Raw genomic sequence first — 22631 nt, forward strand, 5'->3', positions numbered from 1 at the left:
GGTGGCCGTACCCAAATCCGGTCATCGACCGGCCGGGCGGCTACGTGTGGGTCGGCCACCAGCTGGCCGCGCTGCCGTCCAGGTGGACTACCTCTGGCCCAACCGGCAGCCACCGGCTTGCTGGTCAACTGACTTTGAGATCCCGGTACGAGCCTTGACGTCGGAAGAAGTCTCTTGGTCGCGGCGAAGGATTGCTCTGACTGGTGCCGCGATCGGGCAGGTGAGCCGGAACCTCACTGGGCTGGTTCGTCGTCCTCGTCGAAGGGGCCCCAGGAGGCCTCGGCGACGAACTTCTCCAGGTCGGGCTGGAGTTTTCCGGCGTCGGCGACGATGGTCTCGATCGAGCGTGGGCTGCCGGAGGCGAGAGAAATGAGCTCCGGGACCGGCTCACCCACCGGTTCCGGGCGGCCCAGGGGTCCGATCCCGCTGGCCAGCAGATGAAGATAGTCGCCGAGGTTCCGGGCGATCACCGCTTGCTCGCCTTCGGAGCCGAGAAGCACGACCGGCTGAGTTTCCGGTACCGCATCCGGGTCACGCAGCCAGATGGCCACGTGGTCACCGGAACCGCTTTTGCCGAAGAGCCGGAGCGGCGGCGCCTCGGCATCCTCGTTGTCGGTCCACAGCCGCCACCATTCGGTGGCCTCCTCCGCCGAGTCGAACTCGTCGAACGGCTGGAAGTCGTGTCGGCGGTAGTCGACGGCGGCGAGCGCTGAGGCCAGCGGGGCCGGCAGCGTTTGATCGAACACGAAAAGCAGCCTACGACTCGGCGACTCGCCTGAATGCCGCCTTCCAACCATTCGATGTGCCAGTTGGCGCCCGCTGTCGAGCGGGCACGAACCGGGCCGCTGCCCGTCGTGACCGGTGCGACTCGGACTGGCGACTTCCCGCCCAGAAGCCCGGAACGCGGGCAGGACGCCGAGGTCACGCGACTGGTCCGGGCGGGGCGTTCAGAGGGAATTCAGAGGGTTCGGGTTGGTTGCGCGGCATGACGGTGGACGAAGTCGATGCGGTGGTTGTCGGGTCGGGGATGGGTGGGCTGGCGGCGGCCCGGATGCTGGCGCAGTTCGGTGGGAAACGGGTGCTGGTGCTGGAGCAGCACTACACCCCCGGTGGGATGACGCACGAGTTCTCGCGGGCCGGGCGGTATCGGTTCGGGACCGGGCTGCACTACATCAGCGCCAATGCCGGGCCGTTTCTGAACTTCATGACTGATGGGCGGGTGCAGCTGCAGCCGCTGCCGGACGACTACGACGTGCTGCATTTTCCCGGGTTCGACTTCACCGTGCCGGCGACCCGGGAGAAGTTTCAGGCTCGGCTTGTGGAGATGTTTCCCGGCGAGGCGACGGCGATCGAGCGGTACTTCCGCAAGGTGCGCCGGGCGATGCGGGGGCTCGCCGCGCGGAATGTGCTGTCGTCGATGTCTGCTCCCGTACGCAAATTGGGTTTCAAAGGTGTTGAATGGCTTTTTCCGGCGGCCTATCGGTCGTTGCGGGACGAGGTGGAGCGCAGCGTCGCCGATCCGCGGTTGCGGGCGATTCTGCAGGCCCGGTGGGGTTTGTACGGGACGCCGCCGGCTCGGAGCGCGTTCGGGTATCACGCGGCGGTGCCGACGACGTTCTTCCTGGACGGGACGGCGCATCCGGTGGGTGGGCCGAAGGCGATCAACGAGGTGGTGCTGGAGATTCTGGCCGCCCGCGGTGTGGAGGTGCGGACGCGGCAGCTGGTGCGGCGCATCGTCGTGGAGCGCGGGCGGGTGGCCGGGGTGGACGTGGTCGATCAGGCGGACGGGCGTGAATATCGGGTGGCGGCTCCGACGGTGGTGTCGGCGGCGGGGGTGCGGAACACGTATGCGCTGATGGGGCGGGAGGTGGATCTGCCGGCCGAGCCGTCCGCGGTCATGCTGTTCCTCGGGTTGAAGCGGTCGCCGGCCGAGTTCGGGCTGCGCGGGGAGAACCACTGGTTCATGCCGGATCTTGACGGTTCGCCGGACGGGACGCTGTACGTGTCGTTCGCGTCGCTGAACAATCCGGCGGCCCGGTTCCACACCGTGGAGATCCTGGAGTTGCTCGACCCGGCCCGGTGGGAGCGGTGGCGGGGGCGGCCGGATGGGTACGAGCAGGTCAAGGCCGAGTGGACGGAACGCCTGCTGGACCGGTTGGAGCAGCGCTGGCCGGGGTTCCGGGACCTCGTGGACGTGGCCGAGCTGGCGACGCCGTTGACGTTCGAGAACTATCAGCACAGTGTCCGGGGCTCGTTCTACGGGCTGGCCGCGACCCCGCAACGACTGCGCTCTTCGGTCGCGGGCGCCCGTACGCCGGTGAAAGGCCTGGTCGTGGCCGGGCAGGACGCCTGGGGGTCCGGGGTGGTCGGTGCCCTGGCCGGTGGCCTGATGGCGGCGAACGCGGTCCTCGGCGGCCGGCAGACCGGTGCGATGTGGCGCGCTCTGCTCAAGCCGGTGCCCCCGCCCGCCGGTGAGTGGCGAGGGTATCTGCGGGTGGCCGCGATCGAGGCGCTGACCCCGGAGATCCGCAAGATCCGTCTGGAACCGCTCGGGGGCGGTGGGCTGCCGTTCGAGTTCGTCGCCGGGCAATACCTGAAGGTCGAGGTGCCGGTGGCGGTCGAGCCGATCGAACGCTCCTATTCGATCTGCAGCGGGCCGGTGACGGCCGGTTTCGCCGAGATCGCGGTGAAACGGGAGGCGGACGGCCTGGGCTCCCCCTTCCTGCACGACGAGTTGCTGGTCGGTCAGGCGTTGCGGGTGGCCGGGCCGTTCGGCACGTTCACCTGGTCGCCGGAGCAGGCCGCGGCCGAGCGCGGCACGCTGCTGCTGATCGCCGGGGGTGTCGGCATCACCCCGCTGATGAGTGTCCTGGCCTCGGCTGCCGACGCCGGCCACGACGGTCCGATCATGCTGCTGATCGGCTGCCGGGACGAACCTCCGTTCGGGCGTGAGCTGGAGGAACTGAAGGATCGGCTGCCCGGGCTGGTGGTGCTGGTCTTCAGCAGCGGGCCGGACGGGCGGGGGCGGATCGGCCTCGACGCGCTGCGTCCGCTCGCCGTCGGGGTGTCCCGGGTGCACCTGTGCGGGCCGGCGCCGATGATGCAGGACCTGCTCGGGCATCTCGCGACGCTCGGGGTGCCGCGCGACGTCGTGCACACCGAGGCGTTCGTGTCCGGCCGCAGCGGGCTGACCCGTCAGGAACGGGCGCACGCCGTCGCCCGGGCCGCGCAGGAGGCCGGGGTGACCGAGTACCGGATCGCGCTGACCGACGGCGGGTCGTTCGGGTGCCCGCCGGGGCGGACGGTTCTCGACGCGGCCAACACGGCCCGGATTCCGTTTCCGCAGTCGTGCGGGGAGGGTGCGTGCGGGACCTGCCGGGTGCGGGTGGTCAAGGGCGAGTACGAGACCGACACCCGGGGGATGTTCTCGGCCGCCGAACTCGACGAGGGGTGGCGGCTGGCCTGTCAGACCCTGCCGACCGGCGACCTGGTCATAGATCGTTGAGCAGATCGTCGGCGCGCCGGGCGAACAGGTGGGCACCGCGTTCGGCGGACAGCGCCCGCGCGTGCTCGGCGGCGGCCCGCACCTCGGCGGCGGGTGCGCCGCGCCCGGCCAGCAGCCGCGCTCGCAGCAGGAGCAGCAGGCCCTCCGCGTAGCGTTCGCCGTAGGTGCCGATGGCCCGCTCGGCGCGGTCGAGGGCGTCCGCGGCGGCGTCCGGCCGGTCCGCGGCCAGCCACATCTCGGCGATCAGGCAGTACCAGGTGGACAGGCCGGTGAGCGGCGGGTCGAGCAGTTTGGCGGTGAGCACGGCCTCGGCCTCGGCGGCGGCCTGCTCGGCGGCCCGGCCGGTCACCGCGCGGGCCCAGCACCGGTTCATCCGCAGGTGGGCGCCGAAGAAGCCGAACGAGAATCCGGGGTCCTCGGCAAGCCCCTTCTCGGCGGTGCGCAACGCCCGGTCCGGGTCCCCGGCCAGGGCGGCGATGGTCGACGCGAACGCGGCCCACAGCGTGATCGCGTACGGGTCGTCGCCGGCCGCTTCGAGCGTGTCGAGCACCGGCCGGGCGGCGTCGAGGTCACCGTGCAGGGCGGAGATCTCGGCGTGCATGCCGGCGGCCATCAGGTGCAGGTCGCGGCGCAGCGAGTACTCGCTGAACCCGTCGATGCCTTCGAGCAGCGTACGGTCGGATCGGCTCTGATAGTCGACCGCGGCGCTGATGTCGCCGACGGCCCACCGGTAGATGGCCCACGAGTGCAGGCCGTAGGCCCGCAGCATCGGGTCGGCCGACGCCGCGGTCTGCTCCCGGAACTGCCGGGCCAGCCGCTCGGCCCGGTCGAGCCGCAGGCTCTGGCAGTAGGCGGCCAGGCGGGAGATCAGGAAATTGACGGCTTCCTGTTCGCGGCCCAGTTCGCGGGCCAGTTGCTCGGCCCGTTCCAGCTGATCACTCGTCGAGGCATAGCCCGGCCCCATCCCGACGACGGCGGTGAACAGGGACAACGCCGTCAATTCAAGGTCGGCATGCCCGGCCGTACGGGCGAGCTGGGCCGACGACCGCAGGTGCTGCGCGGCCGCTTCGAGGGCGGACTTGGACGCCGCCCGCCGGCCGGCACAGATCAGGGCGTCGGCGGTCCGGGCCGGGTCGGCCAGCGGCCCGGCCGCCCACAGGTGGTGGGCGACGCGTTCGGCGACCGACTCGACCTTGGTGTCGGTGGCTTCGAGGGCGTCGGCGACCCGCAGGTGCAGCTCGGTCTTGTGGTGCGGCAGGGTGGTGGTGGCGACCGACTCGCGGACCAGGTCGTGGGCGAACCGCAGGGCGAACGGGTTGCCGGGGGCGGGCACGAGCAGTCCGAGTTGCTCGACCGGTTCGATCCGGTCGAGCAGGGTCTGCGCGTCGACGGCGGCGACCCGGGCGAGCAGGCCGAGTTCGACCTCCCGGCCGATCAGGGCGGCCGCCTGCAGCAGGTCACGGGCCTGGTCGTCGAGGCGGGAGACCCGGTCGCGGACGACGTCGCGGACCGTCGACGGCACCGAGGTGACCACGCCGTCATCGGCCAACAATCGGGCCAGTTCCTGGACGAAGAACGGATTTCCTCCGGTACGGGCGTGGATGCCGCGGGTCACCCCGTCGCCGGGGTCCCGGCCGGTCTCGCGGCGCACCAGCTCGGCGACGTCGGCGGCGGAGAGCGGGCCGAGCCGGACCCGGCGGTGACCGGCGATCCGGCTGACCGCGGCCAGCAGCCGGGACAGTGGTGAGCCGGGCCCGTGTCCGCGGTCGCGCAGCAGGCCGAGCAGCGCGACCCCGGCGGGCAACCGGCCGGCCAGGTGACCGAACAGCCGCAGCGAGGCCAGGTCGGCCCACTGCAGGTCGTCGACGACCAGCAGCACGGGCCGTTTCGCGGCGACCTGGGCGAGCAGGGCGACCACCGTTTCGAAGAGCCGGAACTGGCTTCCCGAGTCGGGAAGTGCCGGTGGGGTGTCGACGCCGCCGGAGGAGTCGACCAGGGGGCCGAGTTCGCCGGCCAGCCACCGCTCGCGGGCGGGCGCGGCCAGGCCGTCGAGGATCGTCTCGACGGCGCGGGTCCACGGCCACATCGTCGGGGTGCCGGCGTCCTCCAGGCAGTGGCCCCAGACGATCCAGGCGCCCTGCCGATCGGCCTCGCCCGCCGCCTCCTCGGCCAGCCGGGTTTTGCCGGCTCCCGGTTCCCCCTCGATCAGGACCAGCCCGGTGTCGCCGGCCAGCGCCGACTGCGTGGCCTGGCGCAGCACGGCCAGTTCCTCGGCCCGGCCGACCAGGGATTCGACATGTGAGCGGCCGTCCGCGGCCGGTTCGGTGACCCGGTGGTGGGCGGCCCGCAGAGCCGGGCCGGGGTCGATGCCCAGCTCGTCGGCGAGCCGGGCCCGGACCTGCCGGTACGCCGTGCCCGCGTCGGCGGTGTGCCCGGCCGCGGCCAGGGACGCGACGAGGGCGGCGTGGACCGGTTCGTGAAGGGGCGCCATCGCGGCGGCCAGGCGCAGCGGCGGCAGGACCCGGTCCGGCCGGCCGAGCGAGACGGCCAGGCCGGCGGTGGTGACGCACACACTGAAGAACTCGTCGTCGAGCCCGGCGAAGACCGCCAGGCCGTCGCCGGCCGGCCCCCGCCACAGCGCCAGGGCCCGCGTGTACAGGTCGAGGGCCTCACCGCCGGTGACCTGCTCGGCGCGGTGGACGAGGTCACGGAACTCGGCGAGGTCCAGGACGGCGGGGTCGGCGGCGAACAGGTAGCCGTTGCCCCGGCGGTGCAGGTACGACCCGCTCGCCCGGGCCGGCAGGGACGGTTCCAGCAGCCGGCGCAGCGCGCCCACGTACTTCTGGATGACGTTGAGGGCGCTGGCCGGGACGTCGTCGCCCCAGAGCAGGTCGATCAGTTCGTCGGTGCCGACCGCCTGGCCGGCCCGGGCCAGCAGCAACCCGAGCAGCACGCTCTGCTGTCGCGGCCCGGTGTCGACGTCCACGCCGTCGCGCCGCAGACGCAGCGGTCCGAGAATGTCGACGCGCAGCACCCTCACACCTCCAGATCTCGCAGCAGGTCCTCGGCACGGCGGGCGTACAGGTGGGCCTCGTGGGCGGCCGACAGGGCCCGGGCCCGTTCGGCGGCGGCCCGTACGACGGCGACCGGTTCGCCGCGGACCTGCAGCAGGCGGGCGCGGATCAGCAGGACGAGTCCTTCCGGATAGCGCTGGCCGAAGGTGTCCAGGGCCCAGCCGGCCCGGTCCAGGGCGCCGGCCGCCGCGTCGGGCCGGCCGGCCGCCAGGTGGGCCTCGCCGAGCAGGGCGAACCAGGTGGCGACGCAGGAGCGCGGCGGGTCGAGCAGGTTGGTGACGATCAGCTGTTCCATCCGGTCGGCCGCGCCGGACGGGTCCTGGCCGGTCATGGCCAGCGCCCAGTTCCGGGCCAGCCGCTGGTAGGTGCCCTGGAAGACGAATGTGAACTCGGGGTCGACGGCGATGCCGCGTTCGGCCGCGTGCCGGGCCCGGACCGGGTCGCCGACGTTCGCCGCCGTCCGCGCGGCCATCGAGGACCACACCGTGATCATGTACGGATCGTCGCCGGCCAGCGCTTCGAGGGCGTCGAGCAGCATCGTCGCGGTGTCCAGGTCGCCGTGCTGGGCGGTCATCTCGGCGAAGATCGCCGAGGGCAGCATCTGCAGGTCGTGGCGCAGTGGATCGTCGGCGCGGCGGGCCGCGTAGTCGGCCAGGGTCCGGCCGGCCCGGTTGAGCAGGCGCACGCCCTGCCCGACGTTGCCGACGGCCCACTGGTGGATGCCCCAGGCGTTGAGGCCGTACGCCTTGATGGTCGGGTCCTCGGACGCTTCACCCTGTTCGAACAGTCGCCGGGCGAGCGGGGCGGCACGGTCGAGTTCGATGCTCTGGGCGTATCCGGCCCAGCGGGAGAACAGGAAGTCGGCCGCTTCCCGTTCCCGGCCGAGGCCGCGGGCCAGATGTTCGGCCCGTTCGAGCAGGTCGTGGGCGGCGGCCGCACCGTACACCGAGCGCATGCCGACCACGGCGGCGAGTTGTTTGAGGGCGGACAGTTCCAGGTCGGCCAGGTTCGCGGTGCGGGCCACCTGGATGGCGTTGCGCAGCTGTCGTTCGGCGGCGTCGAGCGCGGACTTGGCCGCGGCGCTGCTGCCGGCCCGCACCAGGGCGGCCGCGGTCCGGCCCGGGTCGGCCAGCGGGCCGGCCGACCACAGGTGGTGGGCGAGGCGTTCGGCGACCGGGGTGGCCCCGGGCGCGGTGTGTTCCAGGGCGTCGGCGAGCCGCAGGTGCAGCCCGGGACCCGCGCCGGCCGGGGTGACGGCGACGACCGACTCACGGACCAGATCGTGCGCGAAACGCAGCGAGAACGGATCGTCCGGGGCCGGGTCGAGCAGGCCGAGCGCCTCGGCCGGTTCCAGCCGGATCAGGCAGGTGCGGGCGTCCAGCCCGGCCGCGTGGGCGAGCAGGCGGACCTCGACGTCACGGCCGGCGAACGCGGCGATCTGCAACAGGGCGAGGGTTCCGGGATCAAGACCGGACATCCGATCGCGTACGACATCACGGACGGTCGCCGGCACCTCGGCCCGGGTGGCGGCCTCGGCGGTGATGACGCCCTGGTCGGTGGCGAGCAGGCGGGACAACTCCCGTACGAAAAAAGGGTTGCCCGCGGTGCGGGAATGGATCCGGCTCGACACCTCGGAGCTGGGGCTGTGCCCGGTCTCGCGGCGGACCAGCTCGGCGACCTCGTCGGCGACCAGGGGCCCGAGCCGGATGCGCCGGTGACCGGCCACCCGGCCGGCCACGGCCAGGAACCGGGTCAGTTCCGAGCCCGGCACGGGCGCCCGGTTACGCAGGGCGCCGATCAGCGCGGCGCCCCGGGGCAGCCGGGCCGCCATGTGCCCGAGCAGTCGCAGCGACGACTCGTCGGCCCACTGCAGATCGTCGACGACGAGCACGGCGGGCCGCCGGGCGGTGACCTGGGCGACGACGTCGACGGTCTGCTCGAACAGGCGGAACTGGGCGCCGCTGTCGGGCATCAGTGGCCCGCCGGACACGCCGTGCCCGGGTTGCACGAGGCGGCCGAGCTCGCCGGCCAGCCGCTGATCCCGCTCGGCCGGCGCGAGCGCGTCGAGCAGGCCGGTGATGACCTGCGTCCACGGCCACATCGACGGGGTTCCGTCGCCCTCCAGGCAGCGGCCCCAGACGACCAGGGCGTCACGGTGGACGGTGGTCTCCTCGAGCAGGCGGGTCTTGCCGACGCCGGGTTCGCCCTCGACCAGGACGAGGCCGGTGCGGCCGCAGAGCGCGGAATCCACCGCCAGTCGCAGAACTCTGGCCTCGTTGACCCGGCCGACCAGTGCGCCGGTCGCCACGGTCGGCTCCTCGGCGGCATCCGGGGCCGGCGTGAGCACCCGCTGGTGGGCGGCGTGCACCTCGGGGCCGGGGCGGATGCCGAGCTCGACCGCGAGCCGTTCGCGCACGGTCGCGACGTGGGACAGCGCCCCGGCCTGCTGCCCGCCGGCGCCCAGGGCGAGGATCAGGCCGGCCTGCACCGGCTCGTGCAGCGGCGCCATCGCGGCGGCCCGGCGCAGATGCGCCAGCACCCGGTCGGGCTGCCCCAGCGCCACGGCGATCTCGGCGGCGGCCACACAGGTGGTGACGAACTCGTCGTCCAGCGCGCTGGTGACCGCCGGTCCCTGCCAAAGATCCAAGGCTTCGGCGTACGTGTCGAGCGCCCGCTCGCCGCTCGCCTGCCGCGCGCGGGCCACGAGGTCACGGAAGTCGAGCAGGTCCAGGACGCCGGGTGCGGGACGGAACCGGTAGCCGGTGCCGTGCCGCAGCAGGTACGAGCCGGGCTCGCGGGCCGCGAGGCCGGGTTCGAGCAGGTGACGCAGCGACCCGACGTACTTCTGAATGATGTTGTGTGCGGTCGCCGGAGCCTCGCCCGCCCAGATCAGGCCGGTCAGCTCGGCCGTGCTCAGTGGCCGGTCGGGGACGACCAGCAGTGCGGCCAGCAGACCGGCCTGCTGGCGGGGACCGGGGTCGATCTCGAGGTTGTCGCGCCAGATCCGCAGTGGGCCGAGGATCTGCAGGCGGAGAGCGCCGCGCACGGGATCGGCCACGGCCGAACCCTATCGTCCTCTTCCCGTCGCATCCAGTAGCCGTTCAGAGCCGGTTTCTAGCGTCGGGCCACGGTTTGCCGAAGGGGGAGAAATGGTACGGAAAATGGGGACGCGGGTGGCGGTGGCCGCGATCGCGATGGCGGGGGCCGGCCTGTTCGCGGTGACCGCGGACAGCGCGTACGCGGGCGGGCGGCCCGGTCCGAAGCCGACGATCGTGCTGGTGCACGGCGCGTTCGCGGACGGCAGCGGGTTCACCGCGGTGATCAGACGGCTGCTGGCCGACGGCTATCCGGTGGTGGCCGCGCCCAACCCGCTGCGCGGGCTGTCGTCGGACGCCGCGCAGGTGCGGGCGCTGCTGGACAGCGTCGAGGGGCCGATCGTGCTGGTCGGTCACTCGTACGGCGGTGCGGTGATCTCGGCCGCCGCGGCCGGGGATCCGGACGTGAAGGCGCTGGTCTACCTGGCCGCGTTCGTGCCGCAGGCCGGGGAGAGCGTGGAGCAGCTGGCCAACCGGTTCCCGGGCAGCACGGTGGGTGAGTCGCTGAAACCGGTGCCGCTGCCCGGCGGGCAGGTCGACCTCTACATCGACCCGGCGCTGTTCCCGGCCAACTTCGCGGGCGACGTCCCGGCCAAGGAGGCGGCGGTGTACGCGATCACGCAGCGCCCGGCATCCGGGGCGGCGCTGGGCGAGCCCGCGTCCGGACCGCAGGCGTGGCAGACGATCCGCAGCTACGACCTGATCAGCGGCGCCGACCGGATCATCCCGCCGGCCGCGCAGCGGTTCATGGCGCAGCGGGCCGGCGCCGAGGTCCAGGTGGTCCGGAGCGCCTCGCACCTGGTCTTCGTCTCGCAGCCGGGCGTCACGACAGCGTTCATCGAGAGAGCGGCCCGCGAGACGGTCCGCTGACCTCGGCCGCCTCCCATATGATCGGAGGCGGGGGTGCACAGAATGACGCGGCCACGCCTGCAGCTGCTCGGCCCGCTGCGGATCTGGCGTGACGGGGCCGAAGTGGACGCCGGCCCACCCCAGCAGGCCTTTCTTCTCGCGGTCCTGCTGGCCCGGTCCGGTGAGACGGTCGGCGTCGCCGAACTCGTCGAGCTGATCTGGGGGACGGACGTCCCGGCCAGCGCCTTCAACACCATCCAGAAGTACGTCGGGTCGCTGCGGCGCCTGCTGGAGCCCGGGCTCGCCCCACGCGAGTCCGGGTCCTATCTGGTCCGTCACGGCGACGGTTACCGGTTCTGCCCGATGCCCGGCATGCTCGACGCCGTCGAGTTCCGCCGGCGGCTCGACCAGGCCCGGGAGTCGGCCGACGCCCTCGGCGGCTATCTGCAGGCGCTGGAGTTGTGGCACGGGCCGGCCGCGGACGGTCTGCCCCGGGCGGCGAGCTTCGCGGCGCTCGACGAGGAGTTCCTCGGCGCCTGCGTGACCGCCGCCGACCTGGCCGTGCCCCGGGGCCGGCCGGAACGGGTGCTCGGCCCGCTGCGCCTGGCCGCACGGATGGCACCCGGCGATCCGCGGATCCGGGCGAGCCTGACCACCGCCCTGGCCGCGGCCGGCCGCGACACCACGGGGCCGGGCGCCGGCCTGATCGGGCGGGTCGAGGAGTTCACCGTGTTGCGCCAGGCGGTGGAGTCCGGGCTCGGCGGCGGCACGGCCGTCGTCGTCGTGGAGGGCGAACCGGGCGCCGGCAAGACGCGCCTGCTGGAGGAGATCGCCGCGTCGGCCGGGCGGCAGGACGCGTACGTCGTGTGGGGCCGCTGCCTGGAGGGCGACGGGACGCCGTCGATGTGGCCGTGGGTGCAGGCCGTCCGCACCCTGATCGACAGCCTGCCGCCGCCGGCCCGCGAGCGGTGGCGGGACGGCGAACTGGGCCGGCTCGTGCAACCCCACCACGGGGTCCCGGCCGGGCCGATCCTGCCCGACAGCGGCTCGCAGTTCCGCCTGTTCGAACAGGGCGTCGCCGTGATCGCGCAGGTCGCGGCCGGGCAGCCGGTGCTGCTGATCGTCGACGACCTGCAGTGGGCCGACGTGGCCTCGCTGCAGATGTTCGCCCACCTGGCCGCCCGGCTGCCCGGCGCGGTGGTGATGATCGGCGCGCTGCGCGACCGGGCCCCGGCCCCCGGTTCGGAACTGGCCCGGCTGCTGGCCGCGGTCAGCCGGGCGCCGGGGTACCGCCGGATCCGGCTCGGGCCGCTCGGCCCGGCCGAGGTGGCCGAACTCGTGCGCCGCGAACTCGGGCGCGGTGCCGACGACAGCACGATCCGCGGCATCCACGCCCGGACCGGGGGGAACGCGTACTTCGTCCGCGAGCTGGCCCGGTTCCTCGGCGCCGGCGGCAGCATCACCACCGTGCCGGCCACGGTCCGCGACGTCGTCGACGACCGGGTCTCGCGGCTCGGCGACGAGGCCGGTGGCCTGCTGCGGGCCGCCGCGCTGATCGGCCGCAACGTCGAACTCGGCCTGCTGGCCCGGGCCGCCGACCTGACCGTGCCGACCTGCCTGGGTCACCTGTCGGCGCTGGAGGCGCTCGGGTTGCTCGAACCGGCGCCGGGCAACCCGTTCCTGGTGCGGTTCCCGCACGACATCGTGCGCGAGTCGGTCGCCGAGACCACTCCCCCGCGCTCGGCCGCCCGGATGCACCTGCGGATCGCCGACGCCCTGGAGAGTCACGAGTCGGCCGAGCGGCTCGCCCACCACCTGTGGGCGGCCGGCCCGCTGGCCGACCCGGCCCGCACCTCGGACGCGCTGATCCGGGCCGGTCGCCGGGCCGCCGGCAAGTCCGCGTTCGAGGCCGCCGAGTGGCAGCTGCGGGCCGCCGCCGACGTGGCCCGCGCGGCCGGGCTCGACGAATCCGAGCTGGCGGCGTTGTCCGAGCTCACCGCCGTCGTCGGCATGCGCTCGGGGTACGTCGGCTCGGCCCTGGACCTGCTGGAACGCGCCGAGGAACTGGCCCGCCGGCTCGGCCGCGAACGGGAAGCGGCCGACCTGCTGTTCTCCCGATGGGCCGCGCACTCGCAGGGCATCCAGCTGGACCGGGCCGGCCGGCTGGCCCGGCGGCTACGCCAGCAGGGCGAGGTGTCGCACGATCCGGTCGTGCGGGCCTACGGTCTGCATTCGTGGGGCATCCACCAGTGGGACATCGGTGACATCGGCGAGGCCTACCGGTACCTCAGCCAGTCCAACCGGACCGTGCTCGACGACCTGGCCGACCGGTCCGAGGATCCGCTGCGCCGCGACCTGCAACTGCTGTCGCCGGTGATGCTGGCGCTGATGACCGCCCTGGCCGGGGACGTGGACCGGGCCCGGCAGCTGCTCGCCACCCTGGAGGCGGCCGCCGGTGACGACTCGTACCCGTTGACCGTCTGGGCGGCGTTCGCGGTGACCGTCGCGGCCCTCGCCGGCGACCCGGCCGAAGCGCTGCGGGCCGCCGAGCGGGGCATCGCCGCCGACCCGGACATGACGTACGTGTTCCTCGGCGGCTACCAGCGGCTGGCCCGGTGCTGGGCGCGGGCGGTGACCGGGAACGACCCGGCCGCGGCGGCGACCGAGGCACAACGGCTCATCGGCGTGGCGCTGCTCGACCCGCCGCGCTCCGGCGTGGCCACCTGGTACGGGCTGCTGGCCGAGATGTGGCTGGCCGCCGGTTCACCGGGCGAGGCCGCGGACGCGCTGGACCGGGCCGACCGGTTCCTCGAATCCCACGGCCAGCGCTACCCGGAAGGCCTGATCCGGCTCAACCGGGCCCGCGTGATGCGGGCGGCGGGCGAACCGGTCGAGGCCGTCCGGGCGGTCGCCGAGCAGGCCCGGGAACTCTCGGCCGAGCGCGGGGCCCACCTGTTCGCCGACCGCGCCACCCGATTCCTGGAGTCCTGGTAAGAACGTCCAGATCCGGTCCAGAACGCGTTCAGTAGGCGCTCCTACCTTTTGCGGATATCCGATCTCCCCGCAAGAAATCAGGAGCAGAGATGTATAAAAAACCCTCGCAAGACATCGAACCCGATCCGGTACGGGCCCAGGCCATCCGGCGCCTGCACCTCAAGCGGGGCCTGCAGGTTCATGCCCTGACCTACATGATGGCCAACGTCATCCAGGTGGTCGTCTGGTTCGCCTACACCCGGGACCAGTTCTTCTGGCCGCTGTGGTCGATCCTCGGCTGGGGGCCCGGCCTGGTGTTCCACGCCTGGGCGGTGTACTCGGGCGCCGGCATCGACGAGGCCCGAATCGCGCGTGAGGTCGAGCGCATCAAGGGCTCACCGGGCCACTGAACGAGGGGCTCCGGGCGTTCAGTCGCCGTCCAGAGCAGGTCCGTGATAGTTCAATGACCTCTCCCAAGGTTGAGGTGCCGGCGCGGCCGGCCCGCACGTCGACCTAGGGGGCACGGTGAGCACGCTTCGCTTCGAGATCCTCGGGCCGTTACGGTTCTGGCGCGGCGGCACCGAACTGGATGCCGGTCCGCGCCAGCAGCGGTGCCTGCTCACGCTGCTGCTGGCCGCGTCCGAGCAGCCGCTGGGCATCTCCGAGCTGATCGATCTGATCTGGGAGTCGGCGCCGCCGTCGAGCGCGGTGAACATCGTCCACAAGTATGTCAGCGGCCTACGGCGGGTGTTCGAGCCCGACCTGACCGCGCGTGACTGCGGCCGGTACCTGTTCCGGTACGGCAACGGTTACCGCCTGGTCGCCGGTACTGCGGCGGTCGATCTGCGGGCCTTCCACCGGCACCTGGCCGATGCGCGGGCCGGCGAGGGCGCCGGTGTCCCGGACCGGGCGCTCGACCACTACACCGACGCCCTGCGGCTCGTGCGGGGACCGGCCGGCGGTGCGCTGGCCGACAGCCTGCGGGCCGCGGCGGTGTTCACGGCGTTCGACAGTCAGTTCTTCGACGCGACGGTGGCCGCCACCGAGATCGCGGTCCGGATCGGCCGGCCGGCCGAGGTGCTGTCCGCGGTGCGGCTGGCGGCGACGATGAGCCCGTTGCACGAGCCGGTGCACGCGAGTCTGGTCACGGCGCTCGCCGCCACCGGCCGGCAGGCCGAAGCTCTCGACGCCTACCGGACGATCCGGCAGCGCCTCGGCGACGAGCTGGGCATCGACCCGGGCCCGGCGCTGCTCGAAGCCGAGCGGCGGGTGCTGACCCGGTCGGTGGCCCCGGCCATGGCCGCGGCGCCGCGACCGCCGAGCCCGCACCCGGCGCAGCTTCCGCCGGACCTGCCGCTGTTCGCCGGCCGGTCGGCCGAGCTCGCGACACTCGACGGCCTGTCCGCGCCATCCGGGCCGCTGGTGGTGGCCCTGGACGGGATGGCCGGGGTCGGCAAGTCGACCCTGGCGGTGCGGTTCGCGCACCGGGTGTCGGCGCGGTTCCCGGACGGCCGGCTCCACCTCGACCTGCGCGGCGACCGGGACGAGCCGGTCACCGCCGGCGAGGCCCTGCGATCGCTTCTGTACGCCCTCGGCGTTCCGGCGGCGAAGGTGCCCGACACCGTGGACGCGCGGCTGGGCATGTACCGCAGTCTGACCGCGGACAAGAAGATCCTGGTGCTGCTGGACAACGCGCGGGAGGCCGGGCAGGTGCGTCCGCTGCTGCCGAACTCCACGACGAGCACCACCCTGATCACCAGCCGCTGTCCCCTGCCCGGGCTGGCCGCGTTCGACGGCGCCCACCTGATGCACGTCGACCTGCCCGATCAACCGGCCGCCCGGGAGTTGCTGAACCGCCGGCTCGCCGGGCTGCCGAACCGTCCGGCCGCCGGAACGGCCGACGAGATGATCGAGCTGTGCGGGCGGTTGCCGCTGGCCCTGGCGATCGTGGGCGCCCGGCTGGCCGCGCACCGGCACCTGTCGCCGCAGGTGCTGGCCGCCGAGCTGCGCGACGACGGGCGGCGGCTGTCGGCACTGGCGGTCGGCGCCGGCGACCAGGATCCGCGGACCGCCTTCTCCTGGTCGTATCGGCAGCTCAGCGCCGGTTCGGCCCGGCTGTTCCGGTTCCTGTCGACGACCTCACCGACCGGGGTACGGGTCCTCGCCTGCGCCGGTCTGGCCGGGCAGGACGTCGCCGAGACCCGCCGGCAGCTGGCCGAACTGGTCGAGGCCGCGCTGGTGACCGAGCACGGCGACGGACGCTTCACCCTGCACGGGCTGATTCGCGCGTACGCCGGTGAGCTGTTCCGGACGATCGACGCCGAACCGCCGACCGCGCGGACGGTCCTCGATCGGCGCTGGTCGGTGCTGGCCGGTTTCCAGCACGGCGGGCCGGCCCGGCTGGGGTCAGTCGTCGGCCAGGACAGCGTGCACTGACGAGACCGCGCTGGCCCCTTCGCCGACCGCGGTGGCCACCCGTTTGATCGAGCCGGAGCGCAGGTCGCCGACCGCGAAGACCCGGGCCGCGCTGGTCTGGAACGGCAGCGCCGACCGGCCGTCCGTACGCACGAATCCGCGTTCGTCCCGGGCGACGCCGGTCAGCCAGTCCGAGACCGGATCGGCCCCGATGAAGCAGAACAGCGCCCGGCAGTCGAGCCGGTCCGCCCGCGCGCCGTCGCGCCCCACGACGATCGACTCCAGGGTGTCGGTGCCGAGCAGGTCGCGGACCGCCGCGCCGGTGTGCAGACGGATCGCCGGGTGCTTGTGGATCCGGTCGGTCAGGTACGACGACATCCGGGCGCCGAGGTCGGCGCCGCGCACGACCAGGTCGACCGTGGCGCCGCGGGCGGCCAGCGACAGCGCGGCCTGCCCGGCCGAGTTGGCGCCGCCGATGACGGTGACCGGCTGATCCTCGTAGCCGCGCACGTCCAGCTCGCTCGCCGCGTACCGGATGCAGCCGGCCCGTTCGAACGCGGCCCAGCGCGGGATGTCGAGCCGCCGGTACTGCGCGCCGGTTGCGGCGATCACCGCGCGGGCTTCGACGCGGGAGCCGTCGGCCAGCAGCACCGTGGGCCGGCGCGGCTCGGACAGATCCAGGTCGGTCACGGCGCACGGCGAGAAGATCCGTACGCCGAACTTCAGGGCCTGGATCATCGCGAGCCGGGTCAGGCTCTCCCCGCTGACACCCTGCGGGAAGCCGAGATAGTTCTCGATCCGGGCGCTCTTGGCCGCCTGCCCGCCGATGCCGGAACGGTCGAGCAGCACCGTGGCCAGGCCCTCCGAGGCGGCGTAGACCGCGGCGGCCAGACCGGCGGGACCGCTGCCGACCACGACCAGGTCGGCCGGGCGGCCGTCGGTGCGGTAGGTGAGCCCGAGCGCCTCGGCCAGGGCACCGGGTGTGGCCCGGCGCAGGACCGTCCCGTTGACGACCGCGGCCGGCAGCTCGGCCTCGCCGATGCCGGCCGACCGCATCAGGGCGATTCCGGGCACCGCGTCCGCGTCGAACCAGGCATGGGGCAGCAGCAATTGCGCCACATACGTACGCAGGTCCCGCGCGGCCACGTCACCGGAGCGCCCGACGATCTCCAGCGCGTTGCCGGCCGCGGCCCGGATCGTGTCGCGGCGGGCCCGGAACGCCTCGATCAGCACGTCGGCGAGGTCGACCTGCTCGGCCAGGACGCGGCGCAGCCCGGCGGCACCGACCCGGACCACGTCGCCGGCCGACACCACCCGGGCCGTCAGGTAGACGTGCTGCCCGGTGAGCAGGCTCAGCTCGCCGAGGAAGTCACCGGGACGGCCCTGGTAGACGCGATGTTCCGGCTCGATCGTGGTCGCCTCGCGGACGATGTCGACGCTCGCCGAACCCAACAGGAACAGGTCGTAGGTGTCGTCGCCGGTGACGTACAACCGGCGGCCGGTCTCGGCGTGCTCCACGGTGCCGTACCCGGCGAGCCGCCGGAACTGCTCGTCGTCCAGGCGCGGCCCGCCCGGCGGGTTGTCGGTCATGTCGAAGTCCTCCGGATCGGCTCGTCGCGCCCCGGAAGGCTGCCGCCGCGCACTGGACGCCGACTTGACGCCGGCTCCAGTTGGCCGGCGCCAGGATCGCGGACGACCACCGAGGCGTAGCTCGCCGGCCGGTGCCCACGGGAAACGCCACCGCGGGCACCGGCCGGTTGAGGATCAGCCGATCTTGATGACCTGGGTGCCGCCGGCGAACTTGTCGAACCAGTGCTGGCGCTGCGGGTCGCTGTTGATGTTGGCGGCGACCAGGATGACCGCGGCCAGCTCGGCCAGGCCGCCGATCAGGGCGCCGACGACCGGGACGATGCCGAGGATGCCGAACCCCATGTAGATGTTGCGGCGGATGGACTGCTCCATCGTCGGGTTGCTGGCGTGATCGGGGCCGTAGACCCGGAGCTTCATCACCTGCTTGCCGAGGGTCTGGCCCTGGTTGGACTCGAAGTAGGCGAAGTAGCCCAGGTAGAGAACCGCGGACACCACCGCGGTGACGAAGTTGGTGAGGAACCAGGAGTTCGACATGGAGCCGAGGATGAAGTTGATGATGGCGGCCACGACGCCGACGATGAGGCCGTCGATGAGCCGCGCCACGAACCGGTCGACCAGGGTGCCCGGCTGGCCCACGCCGGTCGCCGGCGGGCCGTAGGGAGGCTGCTGCCCGTACTGCGGCGGACCGTAACCGGGCGGGGTGTACCCGGGCGGGGGCGGCGGGGGAACCTGCTTGTCGGCGGGCTGCCCTTCGAAGGGATCGGGATTGCTCATTGCCTTTTCCATTTCTCGTAAGTTTGGCACTATTTGACGCACGCGCCCGATTAGGGCACTCCCGTCCAGGTACTGACGTTTGTCGGACGCTGCCCTGACCTCAGCGACATAAATGTGTTGATCGGTAGGACAGCGAGATCGCGTGATCGCACATGGTGCCATGATCAGGGCCTCTGGGGAACTCCTGTCGCACTGCGGACAGTCATTCGCGGCCGAACACCGGCCCGGGGCAAAAGCATTTCCGGGCAAAAAGAACGACGATGCGACCCGGATTAAAAACACTCACCGTTTTCGTGCCGGCTCAGAGAATTCTTGCCGAGGCGCCGGCGACCCCCGAACAGGTCAGGCCGGGTCGAGGTAGGTGATCAGGGCGGCGAGGTCGCGGCGGCGGGAATCGGCCGGCCAGCTCGCCCAGGTCCGGCGGATCAGCGGGGTGCCGATCAGCGGCGTCCAGGCCACACCGGCCGGCAACGGCTGGGACCAGCCGCGCGGGGCGAACGCGAACGCCTGGCCGGAACTGACCGCCGCGAACTTCACCTCGGCGATCAGAAACTGCCCCGGCGGCACGGCCGGGCCCGGCTGCACGCCATGGCTGCGCAGGACGGCGGTGACCTCGTCGAACCAGGGCGGGCTGTCGGCCCGGGCGAACGCGAGCCAGGCGAGACCGGCGAGCTTTTCCAGCCGTACGCCGGCGGAATTTGATCTTTGATCGGAAGCGGACAGCAACACGCCCAGCGGCTCCTCCACCACCAACGTCGCGTCGAAGTCGCTGTCCAGCGGATGCGAGCGCAGCAGCCCGAGCTCCAGAGTGCCGTCGCGCAGCGCGTCGAGCTGCGCGGCCGACGCCAGATGACGCACCTCGGCCCGGGTCCGCGGATGGCTCGCGGCGAGTTCCGTGAAGGCGTTCGGCAGAAGATCAGAAGGCAATTCCAGGGGTACGCCGACCCGCAGCCGCGTGTCGGCGGCCAGCGCGAACCGGCCGACCGCGGACAACGCCTGCTCGTAGCGGGCCAGAACCGCCCGGGCCTCGGCCGCCAGCACCGCCCCCGCCTCGGTGAGCTGCACGCCGACACTGCTGCGGACCAGAAGCTCGGCGCCGACCTGCTGCTCCAGGGCGGCGACGGTCTGCGACACGGACGGCTGGCTCACCCGCAGCCGGCGGGCCGCACCGGACAGGCTGCCCTGTTCGGCGATGGCCAGAAACACCCTGAACTCCCGGAGATCCACCCGAGCATCGCACCACATCGGCCCTGATAGCGGCCGATAAGCGGGGCTTATCGCGGGCGGGATGGCCGGGCCGGGCCGGTGCTGACACCTTCCGCGAGTCCCGCCGGGGGCGCCACGGGACAGCGTCAGTCGGCGGCTTCCTGCCGCCTCACCTGTCGCAGGCGACTGGCCGCACCGTAAGTGCCCGCGTGCACCTCGCTCTCGAGCTCGCCGATGCGACCTTCCATGACAAGCAGATCGAGGAGCCGATGGTCCGCCGTCCCCGGAGGGGTGATGCCGGTGAGATCGCGCAAACCATCGACGTCACGTTGCTTGAGGAGAAAGTCGGACAGGAGCACGGCGGCGGATATGTTGAGGTGTTCGAACTCGATGACGTCCCGCAAGGCGGCTACGTCTTCTGCGGTCACACCACGCGCAGCGATCAGATTGACGAGGTCTCGACTTGCACTGTGGTCGCCGGCTCGGGTGGGTTCGTGGAGCATGGTGTGCGCCTCGTCGGCACGCCCATCATCGACGAGTCGTTCGACCAATCGATAACTGGCCATCTCGTCGCCGCTGTCGGCCCGTTGGCGCAACTCGTCCTCCCGCCCCAGCGCGGCCAGCAGCCCGCCCAACCTGAACTCGGCGGGTTCGTCGCCGGCGTCAGCGCGTTGCCGCAACTCGTCGACCTGTCCCTGCGAGACGAGAAGATCGGCCAGTAGGCGGGCGGCTCCTTGGTCGTTGGGGTGGGCGTCCGGGTTCGCCGCATGCGGACGCAGGATGGTCATCGCCTCCTCCACGCGCCCCTGGCGGGCGAGGATCCTGGCCAAAAGCATGGTGACACCCACGCTGCGCCATTCGGTGGCCTCCGCCTGACCGCGCAGGACGGTGATCGCCTCGTCGGAACGTCCACGCTGTTCCAGGAGACGGCCCAACCAGTACGTGGCATCCAAGTCACCGGCGTCGGAGCGTTTCCTCAACTCGTCCTTTCCACCTTGCGCGGCAAGCAATTCGGCCAGCAACCCGGCTGCGGACTCGTCACCCGCATCGGCATGCTGCCGCAGCTCGTCGACCTGCCCCTGTTCGTGCAGCAGCCTGATCAGCCGGTAGGAGGCGTTGCGATCGCCGGCTTCGGAACGTTCCCGCAATTCGGCGGCCCGGCCCTGGCGGCCGAGAAGCTGCACGAGTTCGCGCGAATGTTCCTCACTACCCCCGTCGGCGTGCCGGCGGAGGTGAGCTTCGATTTCCTCGGTCCGGCCCTGTTGGTTGAGCAGTCGGACAAGTACCAGGCCGGCGTACACGTCGCCGGCATCCGCGATAGGACGAATCAGGGATATCGCCTCATCGGCGTCCAGCACATTGATCACTCTGGTCAGTCGCCAGATCACCCGCGGCTCGCCTGATGCAACGCGCCCCCGTGCGATGTTTACGGCGGCCTCGATGTCACCCTGTTCGGCCAGGACATCGACCAGTTTCCAGGTGGCGTGCTCGACGCCCCGCTCGACGAGCGACCGGATCTCGTTGACCGCCTCCTGGCCACGGCCGTCTCTCTTCATCAGGCCGACGAGAGCATCAAGGGCGTACGGGACACTCGCGGCAAGCTCCCGGTAGAGCACCTCGGCGTAGATGGACCGGCCACGCCCTTCGGCACTGCCGGCCAATCGGCCGGCATCGTCGGGATGGTGGTGATCGACGAGAGCCTGCCAGACCTGGTCGGGCAACGCCGTGGTCCGGCGGGCCCCGCGGGCGTGTTGGTGCAGGTAATCGGCCGTGAGGTAGCCGGCGACACGGCCCATCCCGGCCGGAACCGGGGCCAGTGCGGACGCCGCGCCGTGCAGGGGGCGGGTGGCGTAGGCCAGCGCCCGATCAAGCCAATCCGCCGGGGCGGTGGCCTGTTGGCCGGGCGTGAGGTAAGCGGGTGCGGCGTCGGTCAGGAAATCGCGGGTGACGGGAGCGGGAGCGCCGACACGGCGGGCGTCGAGCGCGGCGGTGATGACCGCTTTGCCGTAACACTGGTCGGCCGGAGCGTTCTCCCAATGGCTGACCAGCGCCGGCCCGGCAGCCAGCACCTGAGTGAATCCGGCGTCCGGAGTGTTCAAGGCGATGCGGATGCGCGGGTCGGCGGCCAGTCTGGTGGCGCGGTTCAATTCTTCGGGACTCAATTTCTCCGGCACGGTCACGGTGCGGGCCAGGCCGAGCAGCTCCCGGTCGTTGGCGTGGGGGTCCGGCCGGCCGGGAGTGCGCGGCGCGGCGCGGGAGCTGTACTCGTCCGGCCACAACGTGGCCACCACCACCGTATTGGCGTTGACCAGGCTCCGCAGGACACCGACGGGCAAGCCGTCGGGATGGTTGAGGTAGCGCTGCAACTCGTCCAGCCACACCACCGTACGCGGAATCGGCCGAGCAGCCGCCGCGACAAGTGCCGGGGCGTCAGCGGGGTGAAGGAGCCACCACTCGGCCAGGACCGCGCTGACCGCCTCCCAAAGGGTTCGCGTCTTACCCACCGACGAACCGCCCACCAGCAGCACCAACCCGCCCGTGACCGCCGCAGCGGTGACCGCCGTGCGCAACTCGGCGTCCACATCCCGTGGCACGTACGGGGGTAACTCTCCGACCGCGCCGGCAACACGAATCGAGCCGTGCACGCCCAGCACCCTCGGCCGGGCCAGCCGTACCCGGACCGCTCCCATCGGTGCTCGCAGGTGGCTTGTCGAGACGCGTTCCCACGCCGCACGCCATGGACGTTGTTCCTCGATGCTCAGTCCACACGCGGTCAGGAAGGTGGCCACCGTGTCCGGCCCCGGCACCGACTTGCCGTTCAGCAGGTTGCTCACCGTCGACCCGGGAAGTCCGCCGCTGGCCGCAGCAGCTCTGTTCAGATCCTTGTACGAGCGGGCACCCCGAAGCTGATTCAGGGCGAGCGCGAACTCCGGCAGTGTCTGCACCTGCTCCGGGTCGGGTCCGCCGTTACCCGAACCAAGAGTCGTGTCGCCCATCCTGACCCCCTTCGGCGAGATCCACCGAACCGGACCGAACCAGCGTAGGACGCACCGCGGGTTCGTGCCATCGCCGCCCACGACCCGGTCCGAGGAGCGCTGAGCCCTTCGGCTTGCTGCCGACCCGGTGCCGAACCGTCGGCCGACGGCGCTT

12 protein-coding genes are annotated in these 22631 nt (G+C 72.4%); 5 read left to right on the plus strand and 7 right to left on the minus strand.

Annotation, left to right across the window (positions count from 1 at the left end; genetic code table 11):
* Positions 1-233 precede the first annotated feature (233 nt).
* On the minus strand, positions 234-746 hold the full coding sequence (locus ACSHV8_RS21450; protein ID WP_436535523.1) for a hypothetical protein: 513 nt from the start codon (positions 744-746) through the stop codon (positions 234-236).
* Positions 747-985: 239 nt separating this feature from the next.
* Here ACSHV8_RS21450 and ACSHV8_RS21455 point away from each other — a divergent pair, with 239 nt between their 5' ends.
* Positions 986-3505 carry an FAD-dependent oxidoreductase gene (locus tag ACSHV8_RS21455; RefSeq protein ID WP_436535524.1) on the plus strand — a complete coding sequence of 840 codons (2520 nt, stop codon included), beginning with the start codon at positions 986-988 and terminating at the stop codon, positions 3503-3505.
* Here the strand turns inward: ACSHV8_RS21455 and ACSHV8_RS21460 are convergent.
* Both ACSHV8_RS21460 and ACSHV8_RS21465 read right to left on the minus strand, forming a co-directional pair.
* Positions 3492-6539, minus strand: coding sequence for an ATP-binding protein (locus ACSHV8_RS21460; protein WP_436535525.1), 3048 nt, complete (start codon positions 6537-6539; stop codon positions 3492-3494). The genes ACSHV8_RS21455 and ACSHV8_RS21460 overlap by 14 nt on opposite strands.
* Positions 6540-6541: 2 nt before the next feature.
* A complete protein-coding gene (locus ACSHV8_RS21465; RefSeq protein ID WP_436535526.1) occupies positions 6542-9637 on the minus strand; it encodes an ATP-binding protein in 3096 nt (1031 codons plus the stop codon).
* 103 nt (positions 9638-9740) lie between these two features.
* Here ACSHV8_RS21465 and ACSHV8_RS21470 point away from each other — a divergent pair, with 103 nt between their 5' ends.
* The 4 genes from ACSHV8_RS21470 to ACSHV8_RS21485 all read left to right on the plus strand — a co-directional run bounded on the left by ACSHV8_RS21470 (position 9741) and on the right by ACSHV8_RS21485 (position 15932).
* Positions 9741-10544 carry an alpha/beta fold hydrolase gene (locus ACSHV8_RS21470; RefSeq protein WP_436535527.1) on the plus strand — a complete coding sequence of 268 codons (804 nt, stop codon included), beginning with the start codon at positions 9741-9743 and terminating at the stop codon, positions 10542-10544.
* A gap of 42 nt (positions 10545-10586) precedes the next feature.
* A complete protein-coding gene (locus tag ACSHV8_RS21475) occupies positions 10587-13517 on the plus strand; it encodes an ATP-binding protein (protein ID WP_436535528.1) in 2931 nt (976 codons plus the stop codon).
* Positions 13518-13606: 89 nt separating this feature from the next.
* Positions 13607-13906 (plus strand): 2TM domain-containing protein, encoded by a 300-nt coding sequence (locus tag ACSHV8_RS21480; RefSeq protein WP_436535529.1) that lies wholly within the window; start codon positions 13607-13609, stop codon positions 13904-13906.
* Between the two features lie 115 nt (positions 13907-14021).
* The gene (locus tag ACSHV8_RS21485) at positions 14022-15932 is read left to right on the plus strand and encodes a BTAD domain-containing putative transcriptional regulator (protein ID WP_436535530.1); all 1911 of its coding nucleotides are present in this window, start codon (positions 14022-14024) and stop codon (positions 15930-15932) included.
* Here the strand turns inward: ACSHV8_RS21485 and ACSHV8_RS21490 are convergent.
* The 4 genes from ACSHV8_RS21490 to ACSHV8_RS21505 form a co-directional block, all read right to left on the minus strand.
* The gene (locus tag ACSHV8_RS21490; protein ID WP_436535531.1) at positions 15903-17501 is read right to left on the minus strand and encodes an FAD-dependent oxidoreductase; all 1599 of its coding nucleotides are present in this window, start codon (positions 17499-17501) and stop codon (positions 15903-15905) included. The two genes, ACSHV8_RS21485 and ACSHV8_RS21490, sit on opposite strands and share 30 nt — an antisense overlap.
* A 174-nt stretch (positions 17502-17675) precedes the next feature.
* Positions 17676-18275, minus strand: a complete 600-nt coding sequence (locus ACSHV8_RS21495; RefSeq protein ID WP_436535532.1) for an RDD family protein — start codon at positions 18273-18275, stop codon at positions 17676-17678.
* Positions 18276-18617: 342 nt separating this feature from the next.
* Positions 18618-19520: a LysR substrate-binding domain-containing protein gene (locus ACSHV8_RS21500; protein ID WP_436535533.1), complete on the minus strand. Its 903-nt coding sequence runs from the start codon at positions 19518-19520 to the stop codon at positions 18618-18620.
* Positions 19521-19627: 107 nt separating this feature from the next.
* Positions 19628-22477 (minus strand): hypothetical protein, encoded by a 2850-nt coding sequence (locus tag ACSHV8_RS21505; protein ID WP_436535534.1) that lies wholly within the window; start codon positions 22475-22477, stop codon positions 19628-19630.
* Between the last annotated feature and the right edge of the window lie 154 nt (positions 22478-22631).

This window comes from Actinoplanes sp. HUAS TT8 (assembly GCF_051380535.1).
Lineage (GTDB): Bacteria > Actinomycetota > Actinomycetes > Mycobacteriales > Micromonosporaceae > Actinoplanes.

Coding starts and splice junctions, on each gene's coding strand:
- ACSHV8_RS21470 (WP_436535527.1), top strand. CDS start 9,741: ATGGGGACGCGGGTGGCGGTGGCCGCGATCGCGATGGCGGGGGCCGGC.
- ACSHV8_RS21490 (WP_436535531.1), bottom strand. CDS start 17,501: ATGACCGACAACCCGCCGGGCGGGCCGCGCCTGGACGACGAGCAGTTC.
- ACSHV8_RS21505 (WP_436535534.1), bottom strand. CDS start 22,477: ATGGGCGACACGACTCTTGGTTCGGGTAACGGCGGACCCGACCCGGAG.
- ACSHV8_RS21495 (WP_436535532.1), bottom strand. CDS start 18,275: ATGAGCAATCCCGATCCCTTCGAAGGGCAGCCCGCCGACAAGCAGGTT.
- ACSHV8_RS21455 (WP_436535524.1), top strand. CDS start 986: ATGACGGTGGACGAAGTCGATGCGGTGGTTGTCGGGTCGGGGATGGGT.
- ACSHV8_RS21475 (WP_436535528.1), top strand. CDS start 10,587: ATGACGCGGCCACGCCTGCAGCTGCTCGGCCCGCTGCGGATCTGGCGT.
- ACSHV8_RS21480 (WP_436535529.1), top strand. CDS start 13,607: ATGTATAAAAAACCCTCGCAAGACATCGAACCCGATCCGGTACGGGCC.
- ACSHV8_RS21500 (WP_436535533.1), bottom strand. CDS start 19,520: ATGTGGTGCGATGCTCGGGTGGATCTCCGGGAGTTCAGGGTGTTTCTG.